The 15,310-nt window shown below is 72.8% G+C and carries 13 protein-coding genes and 1 tRNA gene; 6 read left to right on the top strand and 8 right to left on the bottom strand.

Annotated features, from left to right (window positions below; translation table 11 throughout):
* The first annotated feature begins 13 nt into the window (after positions 1–13).
* From QQA02_RS10310 to QQA02_RS10295, 4 genes are read left to right on the top strand one after another with little or no spacing between them, the layout of a single operon-like run.
* Positions 14–1,396, top strand: coding sequence for a hemolysin family protein (locus tag QQA02_RS10310; RefSeq protein ID WP_284864230.1), 1,383 nt, complete (start codon positions 14–16; stop codon positions 1,394–1,396).
* Positions 1,397–1,416: 20 nt separating this feature from the next.
* Positions 1,417–2,445, top strand: coding sequence for a hemolysin family protein (locus tag QQA02_RS10305; protein ID WP_502870991.1), 1,029 nt, complete (start codon positions 1,417–1,419; stop codon positions 2,443–2,445).
* A gap of 3 nt (positions 2,446–2,448) precedes the next feature.
* Positions 2,449–3,303, top strand: coding sequence for a 3-methyladenine DNA glycosylase (locus QQA02_RS10300; RefSeq protein ID WP_284864228.1), 855 nt, complete (start codon positions 2,449–2,451; stop codon positions 3,301–3,303).
* A 43-nt stretch (positions 3,304–3,346) separates the two neighbouring features.
* The gene (locus QQA02_RS10295; RefSeq protein WP_284864227.1) at positions 3,347–4,744 is read left to right on the top strand and encodes a vWA domain-containing protein; all 1,398 of its coding nucleotides are present in this window, start codon (positions 3,347–3,349) and stop codon (positions 4,742–4,744) included.
* Here the strand turns inward: QQA02_RS10295 and QQA02_RS10290 are convergent.
* The 5 genes from QQA02_RS10290 to secA2 form a co-directional block, all read right to left on the bottom strand.
* Positions 4,741–5,286 (bottom strand): MerR family transcriptional regulator, encoded by a 546-nt coding sequence (locus QQA02_RS10290; protein WP_284775477.1) that lies wholly within the window; start codon positions 5,284–5,286, stop codon positions 4,741–4,743. The two genes, QQA02_RS10295 and QQA02_RS10290, sit on opposite strands and share 4 nt — an antisense overlap.
* Before the next feature lie 273 nt (positions 5,287–5,559).
* Positions 5,560–6,180, bottom strand: coding sequence for a bifunctional nuclease family protein (locus QQA02_RS10285; protein WP_284864226.1), 621 nt, complete (start codon positions 6,178–6,180; stop codon positions 5,560–5,562).
* A 5-nt stretch (positions 6,181–6,185) separates the two neighbouring features.
* Positions 6,186–6,923, bottom strand: a complete 738-nt coding sequence (ftsR, locus tag QQA02_RS10280; protein ID WP_284864225.1) for a transcriptional regulator FtsR — start codon at positions 6,921–6,923, stop codon at positions 6,186–6,188.
* Between the two features lie 96 nt (positions 6,924–7,019).
* The gene (odhI, locus tag QQA02_RS10275; protein ID WP_284775482.1) at positions 7,020–7,463 is read right to left on the bottom strand and encodes an oxoglutarate dehydrogenase inhibitor Odhl; all 444 of its coding nucleotides are present in this window, start codon (positions 7,461–7,463) and stop codon (positions 7,020–7,022) included.
* Between the two features lie 137 nt (positions 7,464–7,600).
* Positions 7,601–9,901 carry an accessory Sec system translocase SecA2 gene (gene secA2 / locus QQA02_RS10270; protein WP_284864224.1) on the bottom strand — a complete coding sequence of 767 codons (2,301 nt, stop codon included), beginning with the start codon at positions 9,899–9,901 and terminating at the stop codon, positions 7,601–7,603.
* Between the two features lie 157 nt (positions 9,902–10,058).
* Between secA2 and QQA02_RS10265 the strand changes: the two genes are divergently transcribed.
* Together QQA02_RS10265 and QQA02_RS10260 are read left to right on the top strand one after the other, a co-directional pair.
* A tRNA-Pro gene (locus QQA02_RS10265) sits at positions 10,059–10,135 on the top strand.
* Positions 10,136–10,201: 66 nt separating this feature from the next.
* A complete protein-coding gene (locus QQA02_RS10260; RefSeq protein WP_284864223.1) occupies positions 10,202–11,017 on the top strand; it encodes a sulfurtransferase in 816 nt (271 codons plus the stop codon).
* On the opposite strand, the gene QQA02_RS10255 is transcribed toward QQA02_RS10260, so the two are convergent.
* The 3 genes from QQA02_RS10255 to QQA02_RS10245 are packed head-to-tail and all read right to left on the bottom strand — an operon-like array spanning position 10,957 to position 15,283.
* Positions 10,957–12,012, bottom strand: a complete 1,056-nt coding sequence (locus QQA02_RS10255; protein ID WP_284864222.1) for a CE1 family esterase — start codon at positions 12,010–12,012, stop codon at positions 10,957–10,959. The two genes, QQA02_RS10260 and QQA02_RS10255, sit on opposite strands and share 61 nt — an antisense overlap.
* Positions 12,009–13,784: an ABC transporter ATP-binding protein gene (locus QQA02_RS10250; protein ID WP_284864221.1), complete on the bottom strand. Its 1,776-nt coding sequence runs from the start codon at positions 13,782–13,784 to the stop codon at positions 12,009–12,011. The genes QQA02_RS10255 and QQA02_RS10250 overlap by 4 nt, the downstream gene beginning before the upstream one ends.
* Positions 13,781–15,283, bottom strand: a complete 1,503-nt coding sequence (locus QQA02_RS10245; protein WP_284864220.1) for an ABC transporter transmembrane domain-containing protein — start codon at positions 15,281–15,283, stop codon at positions 13,781–13,783. The genes QQA02_RS10250 and QQA02_RS10245 overlap by 4 nt, the downstream gene beginning before the upstream one ends.
* Positions 15,284–15,310: the final 27 nt, after the last annotated feature.

Raw genomic sequence — 15,310 nt, 5'->3', positions numbered from 1 at the left:
ACGGCCGCGCACCATGGACATACTGATCAGCATCCTCGCCCTGCTGGGCTTCGTCGCCCTGACCGCGAGCACCGGCCTGTTCGTCGCGATCGAGTTCGCGCTGACCGGGCTGGAGCGCTCGACGGTGGACAACCACGTCCGGCACACCGGTGACACGTCGGCCAAGGCCGTCAAACGGGACTTCGAGAACCTCTCGTTCGTCCTCTCCGGCGCCCAGCTCGGCATCACCGTGACCACCCTGGCCACGGGCTTCCTCGCGGAGCCGATCCTGGCGAAGTTCTTCACCCCGCTGCTCGAGCTGGTGGGGCTCTCGGAGAGCTCCTCGTCGGTCGTGGCGTTGATCCTCGCGCTGGTCGTCGCGACCGTGCTGTCCATGGTCTTCGGCGAGCTGGTGCCCAAGAACTGGGCGATCACCTCGCCGCTGCCGGTCGCCCGCTTCGTGGTGCACCCGGTCAACGCGTTCAACGTCGTGTTCAAGTGGTTCATCAACTGGCTCAACGTCTCGGCCAACTGGGTGGTCCGCCGCCTGGGCATCGAGCCGGCCGACGAGCTGGCCAGCGCCCGCTCCCCCGAGGAGCTCTCCGCCCTGGTGCGCCACTCCGTCGGCGAGGAGGGCCTCGACGAGACGATGGCGGAGGTGCTCGAGAACTCGCTGGAGTTCGGCGAGACCGCCGCCGACGAGCTGATGACCCCGCGCTCGACCGTCGACCTGCTGCGCGACGACGACACGGTGGCCGACCTGGTGGAGCTGGCCCGGACCTCCGGGCACTCGCGCTTCCCCGTCGTCGTCGGCGACCTGGACGAGACGATCGGCGTGGTGCACGTCAAGGACGCCTTCGACGTCCCGCGCGACAAGCGCGCGTCCACGCCCGTGGGCCCGCTCGCACGCAAGATCCCCACGGTGCCCGAGTCGCTCGACGGCGACGCGGTGCTCAAGGCCGTGCGCTCGGCGGGCTCGCAGATGGTGCTCGTCGCCGACGAGTACGGCGGCACCTCCGGCATCATCACCATCGAGGACGTCGTCGAGGAGATCCTCGGCGAGGTCTACGACGAGCACGACGACGCCGCCGCCGAGCGCGAGATCCAGCAGTTCGGCACCAGCTGGGAGGTCTCCGGGCTGGTACGCGCCGAGGACCTCGAGGAGGAGGTCGGCTACCCCGCCCCCGAGGACGGCCCCTACGAGACCCTCGGCGGGCTGATCATGGCCGCCATGGGCCGCATCCCCGCCGTCGGCGACGTGGTGGTGCTGCCCCCGGGCCCGCGCCACCTGCTCGACGAGATGCACCCGGACGCCGGCGGGCGCTGGCTCGCGCGCGTCTCCGCGATGGACGCCCGCCGCATCGACCGCGCCGTGCTCACGCCGGTCTCCGACGAGGAAGCGGAGGAGTACCTGTGAACATCGTCACCACCGTCGCCATGATCGCGGGCCTGCTTTTGGCCAACGCGTTCTTCGTCGCCAGCGAGTTCTGCCTGATCTCCTCGCGCCGCGACCGCATCGAGTCCCTGATCGCCCAGGGCAAGCCCGCGGCCAAGAAGGTCCTGCACGCCACCGAGCACCTCTCCATCATGCTGGCCGGCTCCCAGTTCGGCATCACGATCTGCTCGCTGGTGCTCGGCAAGGTCGCCGAGCCCGCCGTCGCCCACTTCATCGAAGAACCCTTTTTGGCGCTGGGCCTTCCCGAGGGCGTGCTGCACCCGATCTCCTTCGCCGTCGCCCTGGCCGTGATCACCTTCCTGCACATCCTCTTCGGCGAGATGGTGCCCAAGAACATCGCCATCGCCGGCCCGGAGCGCCTGGCCATATGGCTGGCCCCGGCGATCATCGGCTGGGTCAAGATCACCCGCCCGTTCATCGAGTTCCTCAACTGGCTGGCCCGCGTCACCCTGCACGCGGTGGGCATCGAGCAGAAGGACGAGCTCAACTCGACCGTCGACCAGGAGCAGCTGGCCACGATGCTCGCGGAGTCGCGCGCCGAGGGCTACCTCGACGCCGAGGAGCACGCGCGCCTGAACAAGGCGCTGCGCACGGAGAACCGCAGCCTCGGCGAGGTCGTCATCCCGCTGGAGAAGGTGCGCACCCTCGACTTCGGCGCCGACGGTCCCACCTTGGGCGAGCTCGAGGACCTGCTGGTCGAGACCGGCTTCTCCCGCTTCCCGGTCACCGGCCGCGACGGCTCCTTCCTCGGCTACGTCCACGTCAAGGACGTCCTGGACCGGCTGACCGACGGCGACCCCTCCGAGACCATCCCGCACGACCGCCTGCGCACCCTTATCACAGTCGACGCCGACCAGCCGCTCGACGAGGCGCTGCACACCCTGCACGTGCGCAACGCCCACATGGCCCAGGTGCGCAAGCTGGGGCGGCTGACCGGCGTGGTCACCCTCGAGGACCTCATCGAGGAGTACGTCGGCACCGTCTCCGACTGGACCCACGAGGAGGCCTGAGCCGTGCTCGTCCTCGACGAGTCGACCTGGCGCGAGCGCGCGGCGGCCCACGACGCGCGCGCCGAGGAGTTCACCCGCGACCACCTGGCGCGGCGCGCCCGCGGCGAGAAGCACCCGGTCTTCGACTTCCTCTTCGACTACTACCCCGTGCGCCCCTCCCACCTGCACCGGTGGCACCCGGGTGTCGGCGTCGCGTTGGCCGGGGACGCCCCGCAGCGCGGCTGGCGCGACTACACGGAGCTTGACGACGGCAGCGTGGCGGCCGACGTGGGCGGGTTCCTCGCCCGTCACGGGCGCGCACTCTCGCACATCCGGCGGCTGCTGGAGGCCACGGCGGCGCGACCGGCGCACTTCGACTGCTTCGGGCTGCACGAGTGGGCGATGGTCTACCGCACCGACCGGCCCCGCCACGACCTGCCGCTGCGCCTGGGAGCGCGGGGCACGAACGAGGTGGTCGAGTCGCACCAGCTGCGCTGCACCCACTTCGACGCCTTCCGCTTCTTCACCGAGCCGGCCCGACCGCTGAACATCACGCCGCTGACCCGGGCGGACCAGCCCGAGCGCGAGCAGTGCGGCTGCCTGCACGCGACGATGGACCTCTACAAGTGGGCCTGGAAGATGGGCCCGCTGGTGCCCGGCGAGCTGTGGCTGGACACGTTGGCCCTGGCGTGGAAGGCGCGCGTGCTGGACATGGAGGCCAGCCCGTACGACTGCCGCGGCCTCGGCTTCGGCGTGGTGGCCGTGGAGACCACCGAGGGCAAGGCCGAGTACGTCGCCCGCCAGCGGGAGCTGGCCGAGGCCGGCCGTGCGCTGCGCTCCCGGCTTGTCGCGGTCCTGGACGCGGCCGGGGCGCGATAGACTGGCCCACCACACGGGAAAGTTGACGGAAGGAAACCCAACAGTGGCAGGCCGGCACAGGACGGACACGGACTCCCCCAAGGTCGCGGGCTGGCTGATCGTCGCGGTGATCCTCGTCATCGCGCTGATCGCCGCGCTCGTCGCGTGGTTCGCGCTGCGCGACAGCGAACGCGACGCGCGCAGCGAGGCCGAGGGTGACTGCATCGAGGGCGAGCTGACGCTGCCGGTCGCCGAGGCCTTCCCCGGCGCCGCCGAGGAGCTGATGAACGCCTACCGCGACTCCGCGCCGGTGGTGCGCGACCACTGCATCGTGCCCGAGACGGCCCCGGTGGCCGACGCCGCGGTGTTCGTGGGCGTGGACTCGCCGGCCGCGGACGCCGCGCTCAAGGTCGCCGACCGCTCGCGCGGCACCGCCTCGCCGCAGCCGGCGGGCACGAAGGCCGTGGGCCTGGCCGCCCGCGAGGCCGCGGATCCCAAGGACACGGCCGCCGACCAGGTGGTCTACCCCGCCGGGGACCAGACCGACATCGCCGTCACCGCGGCGGCGAAGCTGGCCGGCGACAACGCCGCCGAGCTGCTCACGCGCGACCGCGGCGAGAAGCTCGCGGATGCCGACGGCTCCCGCCCGGTCGTCGCGACCGAGGCCACCGCGCCGGAGGGCACGACGTTCACGCCGATCGTGGGCGCAGAGCTGAGTCTTGCGGCCATCCCGCTCGACGCCGCCGGCGCCGAGGCGGACGAGGAGGTCACCCGCGCGGCGGCCGACTTCACCGAGTTCGCCGGTAAGCAGGAGGGTGCCGAAGCTGAGACCGAGCGCCCGGACGACGCGCTCTACGCGGCGGCGGGTAATGGCGCAGTTGCCGGCGGTGAACGGGCCTCGGAGTCGGCTGACGGCGCCGCGCACGACACGCTCTTCCTCGTGGACACCTCCGCGGCCATGGAGCCGCAGGCCGACCACCTGGGCGCGGCGGTGGGCAAGCCCGCCGCGGAGCTCGCCTCCGACGGGCACGCGGTGGCGCTGTGGAACTACTCCTCGCCGCTGAACCCCGGGGTGACCGTCCCCTACCGCACCAACCTGGGCTTCGGCGACGGCTCCCAGGTCGAGGGCGTGGTCGACGCGCTGGGCACCGGCGGCGTGCCGATGACGCGCACCTCCGTGCTCGCGGCACTGGGCAGCGTGCAGTCGCAGGCCGCGCAGACCGGAAAGCCCGTGGGCCTCGTCGTGGTCACCACGGGCACCGCGCCCGGCGACATGGACGACGAGTCCTTCCGCTCCGCGCTGAAGGACGCGCTGGGCGAGAACGTCGAACTCGCTGTCGTGCACGTCGGCGACGGCGAGACCGACAAGGTCCTGTCCGAGAACGCGAAAGCCACCGCCAAGGCTGACGGTGGCAGGGCTCTCGATGAGGCGGTCGCCCGCCTCGCGGGAGTGGAGAGCTAGGAGCTCTGGCGGGCGCGCCGGCGGGCGGCGAGCTCGTCGACGCCGATGACGGTGGCCTCGTCGTCGGCCACGCGCTCGGAGGGGAACGCCTGGATGGTGCCGCTGAGCTCGCGGACGATGCCGGGCACGGCGATGCCGAACACGCCCTGGCCGCCGCCGAGGAGGTCGACGACCTCGTCGGCCGAGCGGCACTCGTAGACGGTGGTGCCGTCGGAGACCAGGGTGATCTCGGCGATGTCGTCGACGCCGCGGTCGCGCAGGCTGGCCACGGCCAGGCGGATGTTCTGCAGCGATATCCCGGTGTCGAGCAGCCGCTTGACGATCTTGAGGACGAGGATGTCGCGGAAGGAGTACAGGCGCTGCGATCCGGAGCCGCGGGCCCCGCGGATCGACGGCTTGACCAGGTCGGTGCGTGCCCAGTAGTCCAGCTGGCGGTAGGTGATGCCGGCGACCTGGCAGGCGATCGGCACCCGGTAGCCGACCTCGTCGCTCGTTCCGACGTCGAACAGCGACTCCTGGACGGGGTGCTCGTTGGTGGTCACGTAATTACTCCCATGGCGTTCGATTGACGGCGCGTGTCCGTGCTCTTTCATTCAAGGCCAAGATTAGAGGGCCGTCAAGCGCGGACGTGGCGACACGCCCAAACCTTCAACCTTTACTTGAAGCTTAGACCGGAATGCCACGGTTGTCATCACGTTTAACAGCAGTAACAGCTTTAACCGCGTTTACGTGATGTGTGCCACATTGAGAGCGCCGGGGATGAAAGTTTTTCACTCCCCCGCGGTGAACCCCGGGACCGACCCGGCCGAGGCCGCTCAGTCGTCGGAGTCGCAGTCGTCGGCGGAGTCAGGGCCGGCGCCCGTGTCGGGGCCGGCCGCGCCGAACTCGGACTCGTCGACGCCGAGCTCGCGCATCATCTCGGCGAAGTCGGCGTCGGCCTGCGCGTCGCCGGAGGCGGAGTCGGGGCTGACCTCCTCGTCGCCGGCGGCCTCGGGGCCGAAGTCCGTGTGGAAGTACTCGCGGGCCTGCTCGGGCGGCAGGAAGAAGGCGTACTGGTCGAGCACCTCGGCCTCGGCGGTCAGCCGGGCGTCCACCAGCAGGGAGAGCACCAGGGCGTCGGAGGCGCGGGCGTCGAGACGCTCACCGCCGTTGAGCACGATCGTCGCCATGAACACGCCCTCGCTGGCGGCGTTGACCACGATGTCGGTGACCCCGGGGCCGGGCTCGGCCAGGGCGTCGGCGAGCAGCTCGTGGGTGCCGGGGCGGCGCGGCGAGTAGCCGGCCGCGCGGGCCTCGAGGGCAGCGGCGGCGACGGTGGAGATCCACACCGGCATGATCCGGTTGGTCTCCGGGTCGCGCAGCACGGCGCAGCAGAAGCCCTCGGGCCCCACGGAGAAGACGCCCTCGAAGGTGATGTCGCGCAGGTCGTCGGCCATGCCGCTCAGAGCTCTTCGCGCAGCGCGTTCTTGATCAGCGCCGCGTCGAGCGAGATCAGCAGGGCGCTGAGCTGCTGCGCGGTCTCCTCCGCGCGCTGGCGCGCACCGGCCGAGGAGCTGTTGGCCAGCGGGCCGGCGGCGCGCACGATCAGGTCGGCCTGGCGGCGGGCCTGGTTGCGCACGCTGCGCAGGTGGCGCACGTCGATGCCGAAGCCGTGCAGGGCGTCGGCGGTGGTGACCACGGAGACGTCGTCGGCGGTGAAGAAGCCGGCGGCGTCCGGGGTGATCAGGCCCGCGTCGATCAGCGCGGCGACGGTCTCCTCCGCGACGCCGGCCTGCTCGGCGACGTCCGAGTCGGTCAGCCGGGTGGCCACCGGGGCCCGGAAGCTCTCCGGGTCGACGATGGTGGCCGTCTCCCCCGCCGTCAGGATCGCGGTGACCTGACCGGAGTCCATGGCCTCCAACTGCTCGCGGATGACCTTCAGCGGCAGGTAGTTGTCGCGCTGGGTGACCAGGATGTAGCGCAGGCGCTGCACGTCCTCGGCGGTGAAGCGCCGGTAGCCCGAGGCGGTGCGCTGCGGGGTGACCAGGCCCTCAGACTCGAGGAACCGGATCTTGGAGACCGTCACGTCCGGGAACTCGGCGCGCAGCTTCTCCAGCACCACGCCGATCGACATCGTCTTCGACGAGCCGGTACCGGTGGTCTTCTTGCGCACTGCGGCGGACTTGGGTGCTGCACTCACTTCGTCGGTCACATCTCTAACTCGGGGGTTTCCAGGGGCCCGGACCGCCCACGGGGCGGCCCGGCGGGTGCGGCGCGCTCAAGCGCCGCGGCGCCGTCAGTTGTTCGGCGAGGCGAGGAAGACCAGACGGAACTTGCCGATCTGGATCTCGTCGCCGGTGGCGAGCACCTGGGAGTTGCGCGGCTCGCGGTTGACGTAGGTGCCGTTGAGGCTTCCCACGTCGACGACCTCGTAGCCGCCGTCCTCGGTGCGACGGAACTCCGCGTGGCGACGCGAGACGGTCACGTCGTCGAGGAAGATGTCCGACTCCGGGTGGCGGCCGGCGCTGGTGGTCTCCTGGTCGAGAAGGAACCGGGCGCCCGCGTTCGGGCCACGCTTGACCACGAGGAGCCCGGCGCCGGCGGGAAGGTTGTCCGCGCTCGTGGCGGAGGCGTCGGAACCGGCCGACGACTCCATCTCCTTGAGCAGGTCCGCACGGAAGACCGACGTGGTCTCCACCTGCGGGTCCAGGGACCCCGTGTTGCCGGAGTTCTCGCTCATGTCTCTCAAACCTCCACATCGACGAAGAAATACTGACTACATGATAGCGGTCTGTCGCACTCACCGGAGGCGGTGTGGGCCGCCCTGGGGGGCATTCCCCGCCGTCCGCCCAGCTCAGCGCGGCGCAATAAACCTGATCAGCGGAAGATGTTGCCGATCGAGCTGATCACCGAGCCGTGCGAGGACAACGGGTTATCAGAGACCATATACGTCCACGTCGCCGACGGCCGGACGAGGCCGCCGTCGGCCAGGTGCGCGCCCTCGGCGTCGATGGTGACCTCGCGGAAGGTCGCCACCGCCTCGTCGACAGCGCGCTGGGCCAGGTCCTTGAACTCACGCACCGCGATGCGGTGGTACTCGTCCAGGGGCGTCTCGCGGGCGATCGCGCGCAGGTGGATCGACTCGCGTACGTCGTCCATGAGCGCCAGGTGCTCGGCCCAGGCGTCGTCGAGGTGGTAGAGCATGATCTCCCGGGCGGCGGCCACCAGCGTCGCCTCGTCCAGCTCAGAGAGCTCCGCGGCGCGCTCGGGGGCGCGCTCGGAGAGCTCCCGCCAGGCCTGGTCGGTGTCGAGCAGGCGGTCGCGGCGGCCGTCGATGATCTCGCGCTGGTCGGTCAGCAGCTTGTTGTAGCGCCAGGTCTGCGCGTGGATCTCGAGCAGCTGGCCCTCCGTGACGCGCTGGCAGTGGTCCACGAACTCCTGGATGCGCTTCTCCTCGATCCGGCCGTCCGCGGCCGGGTGGGCCACGACCTTCTCGTCGGCGCCGCTCGCGGCGACCACGTCATCGTCGAGGGCGACGAAGAAGAGCGTCAGGCCCGGGTCGCCCTGGCGGCCGGCGCGGCCGCGCAGCTGGTTGTCCAGGCGGGCGGTCTTGTGCCGGGAGGTGCCCAAAACGGCCAGGCCGCCGCGGGCGACCACGGCGTCGTGGTCCGTCTCGTCGGCGCCGCCGAGGCGAATGTCCGTGCCACGGCCGGCCATCTGGGTGGAGACGGTCACCCGGCCCAGGTCGCCGGCCTCGGCGATGATGCCGGCCTCCTCGGCGTCGTTCTTGGCGTTGAGCACGTTGACGTCGACGCCGCGCTCGCGCAGCACCTCGGCGAGCTGCTCGGACTCGGCGACGTCGTGGGTGCCCACGAGCACCGGGCGGCCCTCCGCGTGCAGCAGGGCGATCTCCTCGACGATGGCGCGGTTCTTCTCCGCGGCCGTGGCATAGATGCGGTCGGCCTCGTCGAAGCGGGTCAGCTCCCGGTTGCGCGGGATGACCGAGACGCCCAGCCCGTAGAACTGGCGCAGCTGGTCGGTGGCCTCCACGGCGGTGCCGGTCATGCCGCAGACCATCGGGTAGCGGCCCATGAGCGCCTGGATGGTCATCGTGTCCAGGATCCGGCCGCCCTCGGTGACGTCGAGGCCCTCCTTGGCCTCCACGGCGGCCTGGATGCCGTCGGGCCAGCGCTGCAGGTCCGCCACGCGGCCGCGGGAGGCGTCGACGAGGCGGATCTTGCCGTCGCGCACGATGTAGTCGACGTCGCGGTGCAGCAGCGCCTCGGCGTGCAGGGCCAGGTTGACCTGCACCAAGGTGGTGCCCACGTGCTCGTCGTCGTAGAGCGAGTCGATGCCGAGGGCACGCTCGACGCGCCCGGCGCCTTCATCGGTGAGGAAGGCGGTGCGCCCGTCGGCGTCGACGGTGTAGTCGCGCTCGGCGCGCAGGCGGCGGACCACCTCGGTGATCCGGCCGGCCGGGGCGGTCCCCGGGGCCGCACCCGCGAGCACGAGCGGGACCAGGGCCTCGTCGACGAGCACGGAGTCGGCCTCGTCGACGAGGGCGACGTCGGGGGCGGCCTGGACCTCCTCGGCGCGGTCGGTGACCTGGCGGTCGCGCAGCAGGTCGAAGCCGATCTCGTTGACCGGGCCGTAGACGATGTCGCAGGCGTAGGCCGCGCGGCGCTCGGCGGGGGTGGAGTCCTCCCCCACCGAGCCGACGGTCAGCCCGAAGAACTCGACGAGCGGGCGCATCCACTCCGCGTCGCGGCCGGCCAGGTAGTCGTTGACGGTGATGACGTGCACGCGCTTGCCGGTCAGGGCGAAGCCGGTGGCGGCCATCGCACCGACGAGCGTCTTGCCCTCGCCGGTGGCCATCTGGATGACGTCGCCGGCGACCAGGCGCAGCACCGCCTGAGCCTGCACCGGGAACGGGCGCAGCCCCACGGTGCGCCCGGCGGCCACGCCGAGCGCGGCCAAAAACGTCGGCTCGTCGGCCACGACGGTCTCCCCGCCGCGCTCGCGCAACGAGTCGCGCGCGGCGGCGACCACCGCGGCGTCGTCAAGCGTCTCGATCTCCCGGGCGCGCTCCCCGGCCTTGCCGGCGGTCACCTGGCCGCGCTTGCGGTCGCGGCTGCCACTCGCGCCCATGGCGCGCCAGAACCAGTCGAATGCTGCCACCGTGGAACCTCCCGGTCGTGGACCCGTCTTCCCGCCCAGCCTAACCGCACCGCGGTTTCACCCCGCACTTCGCCTCGCCACCAGCCGTTTTCATTTGTGCGGGGTCGTGTTGTATTCTGGGGCAGTTGCGAACGCCGGGTGACCGGGTTCGCGGCGGCGGACTGTGGCGCAGTTTGGTAGCGCACTACACTGGGGGTGTAGGGGTCGCAGGTTCAAATCCTGTCAGTCCGACCAACCGGCGGGTCGGCGCGAGAGCGTCGGCCCGCTTTTCGCGTGCCGTGGGGCCGGTAGACTTCTGCCATGACCGACAACGAGCAGCAGAACGCACAGCACACCGTCGAACTCCCCGGGCCCGTCGTGGCCGCCGGGTGGCTTTCCGCCCATCTCGACGACGTGGTGGTCGTCGACGTGACCACCGTGCCCGGGGGCACCCCGACCGGCCGCAAGGTCTACGAGTCGGGCCACATCCCCGGCGCCGTGCACGCCGACCTGGCCGGCGCCTTCTCGCGCACCGACACCGACCTGCCGTTCATGGCGCTCGACAGCGCCGACTTCGCCGTGCAGGCCGGCACGCTGGGGATCGGCGACGGCGACACCGTCGTCGTCTACGACCAGGGCCCGACGTTGTGGGCCGCGCGCCTGTGGTGGAACCTGCGCCTCGAGGGCCACGACGCGGTGGCCGTCCTCGACGGCGGGCTGCCCGCCTGGAAGCAGACCGGCGGGCTGATCGCCGCCGGCTTCGAGAACCGCGCGCCCGCCGAGTTCACCGCGCGGCGTCGCCCGGAGCTGATCGCCTCGACCCCCGAGGTCGACGCGGCCGCCGACGACGACCGGGTGGTGCTCGTCGACGCGCTGAGCCCCCAGGAGTACGCCGGGACCGGGCACATCCCGGGCGCGGTGAACCTCCCGGCGATGAGCGGCTACCCGCGCGAGGAGGCCGAGGCCTGCGGCGCGCTGGATCCGGGGAAGCGCACGATCACCTACTGCCACGGCGGGATCACCGCCGCGATGGACGCGCTGCGCCTGGCGCAGCTGGGGCGTGACGACGTCGCGGTCTACGACGGCTCGCTGGCCGAGTGGCTGGCGGCCAGCCCGAAGAACTCGAGGACCGTGTAGGAGGCGAAGCCGGCCGGGGCGGGCGAGCCGGTGTCCGCGGGAGAGCCCGTCCAGGCGTGGCGGCCGCCCTCGACGCGGTAGAGCTCGGCCGGCACCGGGCACTCCGGGTGGTGGGACCACACGACGCCCGGGGCGGCCTCCTCCTCGCGCGGCCGGCCGCCGCAGCCGTTGATGCGCGCCCGCTCGGCGACGACCTCGGCCGGGGAGCGGTAGTGCGCGCCGTGGCGCTCTCCCCCGCCGTAGCCGATCGTCTCGTCGGCGGTGCCGTGGATGTCGAGCAGGCCGACGGGGCGCTCGGCGCAGTCGGTGAAGACGCCGTCGTAGTAGGCGCCCGAGACCACGGCCACGCGCCCGAAGACCTCCGGGGCGCGGCAGGCCAGAAGCGCCGTGAAGCCGCCGCCGTTGGAGAAGCCGGCGGCGTAGACGCGGTCCCGGTCGACCGGGTAGGTCGCCGCGAGCCGCGAGAGCAGCTGGCGCACGTAGGCGACGTCGGCGTCGGTGGCCCCGGCCGGCGAGTAGGGCGCGCCCTGCCAGGAGGGCCGGCCCTGCGAGGACGGCAGGCCCGTGCCGTAGACGACGATCGCGCCCGTGCCGTCGAAGCCGGTGTAGCGCCGGGCCGTCTCGGCGTCCTCGCCGAGGCCGTGGAAGACGAAGACGACCGGGAGGCCTTCCGCCGGCGCCGGGGTGTCCGGCACGTGGACCAGCGCGCTGCGGTCCCAGCCGGCGGCGGAAAGCTCCACGCGCTCGGTGGCGCCCGGGGCGGGACCGGTCAGCGGGACGGCGTCGTCGCGGATGAAGGCGTCCGGGTCACCGTGCGCGTAGTCGCGGGCGTGTTCGGGCGGCTGGCCCTGGTGCGTCGGTTGCGGTTGCCGCGCGTCGTCGTGGTCGCTTTCCGACGCCGCGCTCAGCACGCCCGTGAGCAGTGCACCCGTGGCCAGCCCGGCCAGCGCGACGCGCACCGCGAGCGTGCGGTCGATGCCGCGGATGACCCTCATGTCCGGCCCCGGCTCCAGGCGTCCCAGAGGCGCGCGTAGGCGCCGCCGGCGGCGACGAGCTCGGCGTGCGGGCCGGACTCGACGACGCGCCCATCGTCCATGACGAGCACGCGGTCGGCGCGGGCGGCCTGGTCGAGGCGGTGGGCGATGACCACCGCCGAGCGCCCGCGGGTGACCTCGGCGGCCGCGGCCTCGAGTGCCTCCGCACCGGCGGAGCCGGCCTCGGCGGTGGCCTCGTCCATGACGACGATCTCGGGGTCGAGCAGGAGCACGCGGGCCAGGGCCAGTTGCTGGGCGGCCACCGGGTCGAGCTGCTCGCCGCGGGCGCCGACCTCGGTGTCCAGGCCGTCGGGCAGGTCGCGGTACCAGCGCGCGCCGACGCGGGCCAGCACGTCCTCGAGGGCGCCGTCGGCGGCGTCGGGGCGGGCCAGGGTGAGGTCGTCGCGCAGGGTGCCGGAGAAGACGTGGACGTCCTGGCTGATCAGCGCCAGGCGGCGCACGCGCTCGGCATCGGAGAGGCCGGCGACGTCGACGCCGTCGATGAGCGCGCGGCCCGAGTCCGGCACGCGCAGGCCCGCCAGCAAGGCGGCCACGGTGGTCTTGCCGGCCCCGGAGGCGCCGACGACGGCGAGCGCCTCCCCCGCCGCGAGCTCCAGCGAGACGTCGCGCACAGCGGGCCCGTCGGTGCCCGGGTAGGTGAAGGTGACGTCCTCGAGGCGGGCGGTGCCGCCGCGCACGGGAGCGCAGGAGTCGGCGACGGGCTCGGGGGCCTCGACGACGACGCCGACGATGCGCGCCAGCGACGCGTAGGCCGACTGGACGGTGTCGAGCACGCGCATGAACATCAGCAGCGGGCCGCGCAGGCGCACCAGCATCAGCACCGCGGCGGTGACGGCCCCGACGCTGAGCACGTCCGTGCGCGCGAGGTGGAAGCCGACGGTCAGGGCGGTGGCCAGCAGCAGGAACTCACAGAAGGTCACCCAGGTCTGCAGGGTGAGCATGGTGGTGCGCGCGCTCAGGCCGGTCTCGACGACGCGGGCGCTGGCCTTCCCGATGCGCCCGTGGACGCGGTCCTCGGTGCCGTAGGCGCGCACGGTCTCGCGGCCGTGGATGGCCTCGAGCACGCGGCGGGCGCGCTCGGCCATGCTCGCGCGCTCCTCGGCGTAGCGGCGCGGGGCGCGGGCCAGGTAACGCTTCCCGGCGATCCAGTAGAACGGCAGCGCGACCAGGGGCACCAGCAGGAACTGCCAGTCCAGGCCGGCCAGAGCGACGACGGTCGCGGCGATCATGAACACCGAGCGCGAGAGGATGGGCACCGTCTCGCTGACGGCGGCGGAGAGCTCGGCGACGTCGTCGGTCGAGCGGCTGACCAGGTCGCCGGAGCCGGCGGCCTCGACCTCGTGGACGGGCAGGCCGAGCGCGGTGCCGACCATGCGCCCGCGCAGCGCGGCGATGACGCGCTCGACCTCGCGGGAGACCAGGAAGAACCCGCCGGCCTGCAGCACGGCGGCCACCACGGCGGCCACGGCGAGCCAGAGCGCGACGCGCACGAGCCCGCCGGCGCCGTCGCCGGCGGTGACGATGTCGACGACCACCCCGAGCAGCCGCGGGACCATGACGTTGGCCCCGGCGCCGGCGGCGAGCAGCAGCACGGCGATGAGCCCCCGTCGGCGCGCGCCGGGGAGGTCGCGCAGGCGGGCGACGACCTCGGCGCGCACCTGGGCCCAGGTGGCCAGCGGGAAGCGCGCGCCCGTGCTCTCCGGCGCTCTCACAGCTCGATCTCCTCGACCGTGCGGTCGGCCACGGCACGCCAGGCCGGCGAGTCGGTGACCACGACGGTGTGGCGGCCGGCCCGGGCGCGGGCGACGGCGGCGACGATGAGCTGTTCGGTCACCGAGTCCACGGCCGTGGTCGGGTCCTGCAGGATCAGCTGGTCCGCCCCCGTGGCCAGGGCGCGCGCGAGTGCGACACGCTGGCGCTGCCCGCCGGACAGGGCACGCCCGCCCTCGCCGACCTCGCGGTCGGCCCCGCCGGGGATGTCGGTCGCGCAGGCGGCCTCGAGTGCGGCGGCGGCACGCTCCGGGTCGGGGTGGACGTTCTCGCCGACGGTGCCCTCGAAGAGGCGGGCGTCGTGCGGGGCGACGACGACGTCGGCGGGCAGCGTCGCCAAGGTCTCGGCCGCGGGGGCGCTGCGCACGACGGTCAGCCCTTCCGGCAGGCGCACGGGGTCCGTGCGCCGCTCGCCGTGGGCGGGCGGGGCAGTGAGCACCTCGACGATGCGCTGGGCGGAGGCCTGCGCGGTGGCCCAGTGGGAGGCGAGGTTGCGCCCCAGCATGGTCATCGGGTGGATGATGAACTGGGTCAGGCCGATCAGGGTGATCAGCTCGCCGACACTCAGCCGGCCGGTGGCGCCGAGCCACCCGGCGGCCAGGGCCACGCCGATGACGTAGCAGGAGCCGACGACCTCGGTGCGCACGTTGAGCCCGGCCCGTGCCGCGTCGGCGGCGACGGTCGCCCGGTAGGCCTCGGCGGAGGCGCCGGCGTAGCGGCTGTCCACGACGTGCACCGCGCCCAGGCCCTTGAGCGTGCGCAGGCCTTCGACGACGTCGGCGGCCAGCCCCGCGGCCTCGGCCAGAGCGCGCTGGCGCTCACGCGAGCGACGCTTGAGCGGGCGGGCGGCGCGCAGCGAGACGGCGACGATCAGCGGGCCGCCGACGAGGATCGCCAGGCCCAGCGGCGGGGAGATCACCGCCATGGCCACGGCGACGTAGAGCACGGAGACGACCTCGGCGACCGGGAAGACGGTCATCATCACCACGTCGGCCACGCGCTGGGTGTCGGTGGAGGCCACCGAGAGCAGCGCACCGGGGGTTCGCCTGCGCCCGCCGACCCCGCGCGGGTCCATGATGCGGTCGGTGACGGCCATGCGCAGGTCGTGGCCGACGAGCATGCGCGAGTAGGTCAACAGCCAGCGGCCGACGTAGCCGGCGGCGGCGTTGAGGGCGAAGACGCCGGCGAGCACGCCCAGCCAGGTCACAAGCGCCCGGGTGGAGCCGGTGGCCACGGCGGCGTCGACGGCGCGGCCGAGGATGACGGGGGTCAGCCCGTTGCAGACGAAGACCACGGACATCAGGGCCGCGGACAGGAAGGACCAGGGCCGCTGCGAGATCGCGGTCTTGATCAGCCAGCGCCGGTCGGTCGGGGCCGGCAGCTTCGAGGGGCGCGGCCGCGGTCCCGGGATGGTCGGGACGGGGTTCACGGCGGCGGTCACGACCATTCATCGTAGACAACCTGGGCG

The organism is Corynebacterium sp. MSK006 (assembly GCF_030232385.1).
GTDB lineage: Bacteria > Actinomycetota > Actinomycetes > Mycobacteriales > Mycobacteriaceae > Corynebacterium > Corynebacterium frankenforstense_A.
This window is presented reverse-complemented; position numbering and strand designations above follow the sequence as displayed.

Excerpts from the sequence above, each read along its gene's own strand:
- QQA02_RS10310 (WP_284864230.1), top strand. The coding sequence starts at position 14 with ATGGACATACTGATCAGCATCCTCGCCCTGCTGGGCTTCGTCGCCCTG.
- QQA02_RS10305 (WP_502870991.1), top strand. The coding sequence starts at position 1,417 with ATGATCGCGGGCCTGCTTTTGGCCAACGCGTTCTTCGTCGCCAGCGAG.
- QQA02_RS10285 (WP_284864226.1), bottom strand. The coding sequence starts at position 6,180 with ATGGCCGACGACCTGCGCGACATCACCTTCGAGGGCGTCTTCTCCGTG.
- odhI (WP_284775482.1), bottom strand. The coding sequence starts at position 7,463 with ATGAGCGAGAACTCCGGCAACACGGGGTCCCTGGACCCGCAGGTGGAG.
- QQA02_RS10260 (WP_284864223.1), top strand. The coding sequence starts at position 10,202 with ATGACCGACAACGAGCAGCAGAACGCACAGCACACCGTCGAACTCCCC.
- QQA02_RS10255 (WP_284864222.1), bottom strand. The coding sequence starts at position 12,012 with ATGAGGGTCATCCGCGGCATCGACCGCACGCTCGCGGTGCGCGTCGCG.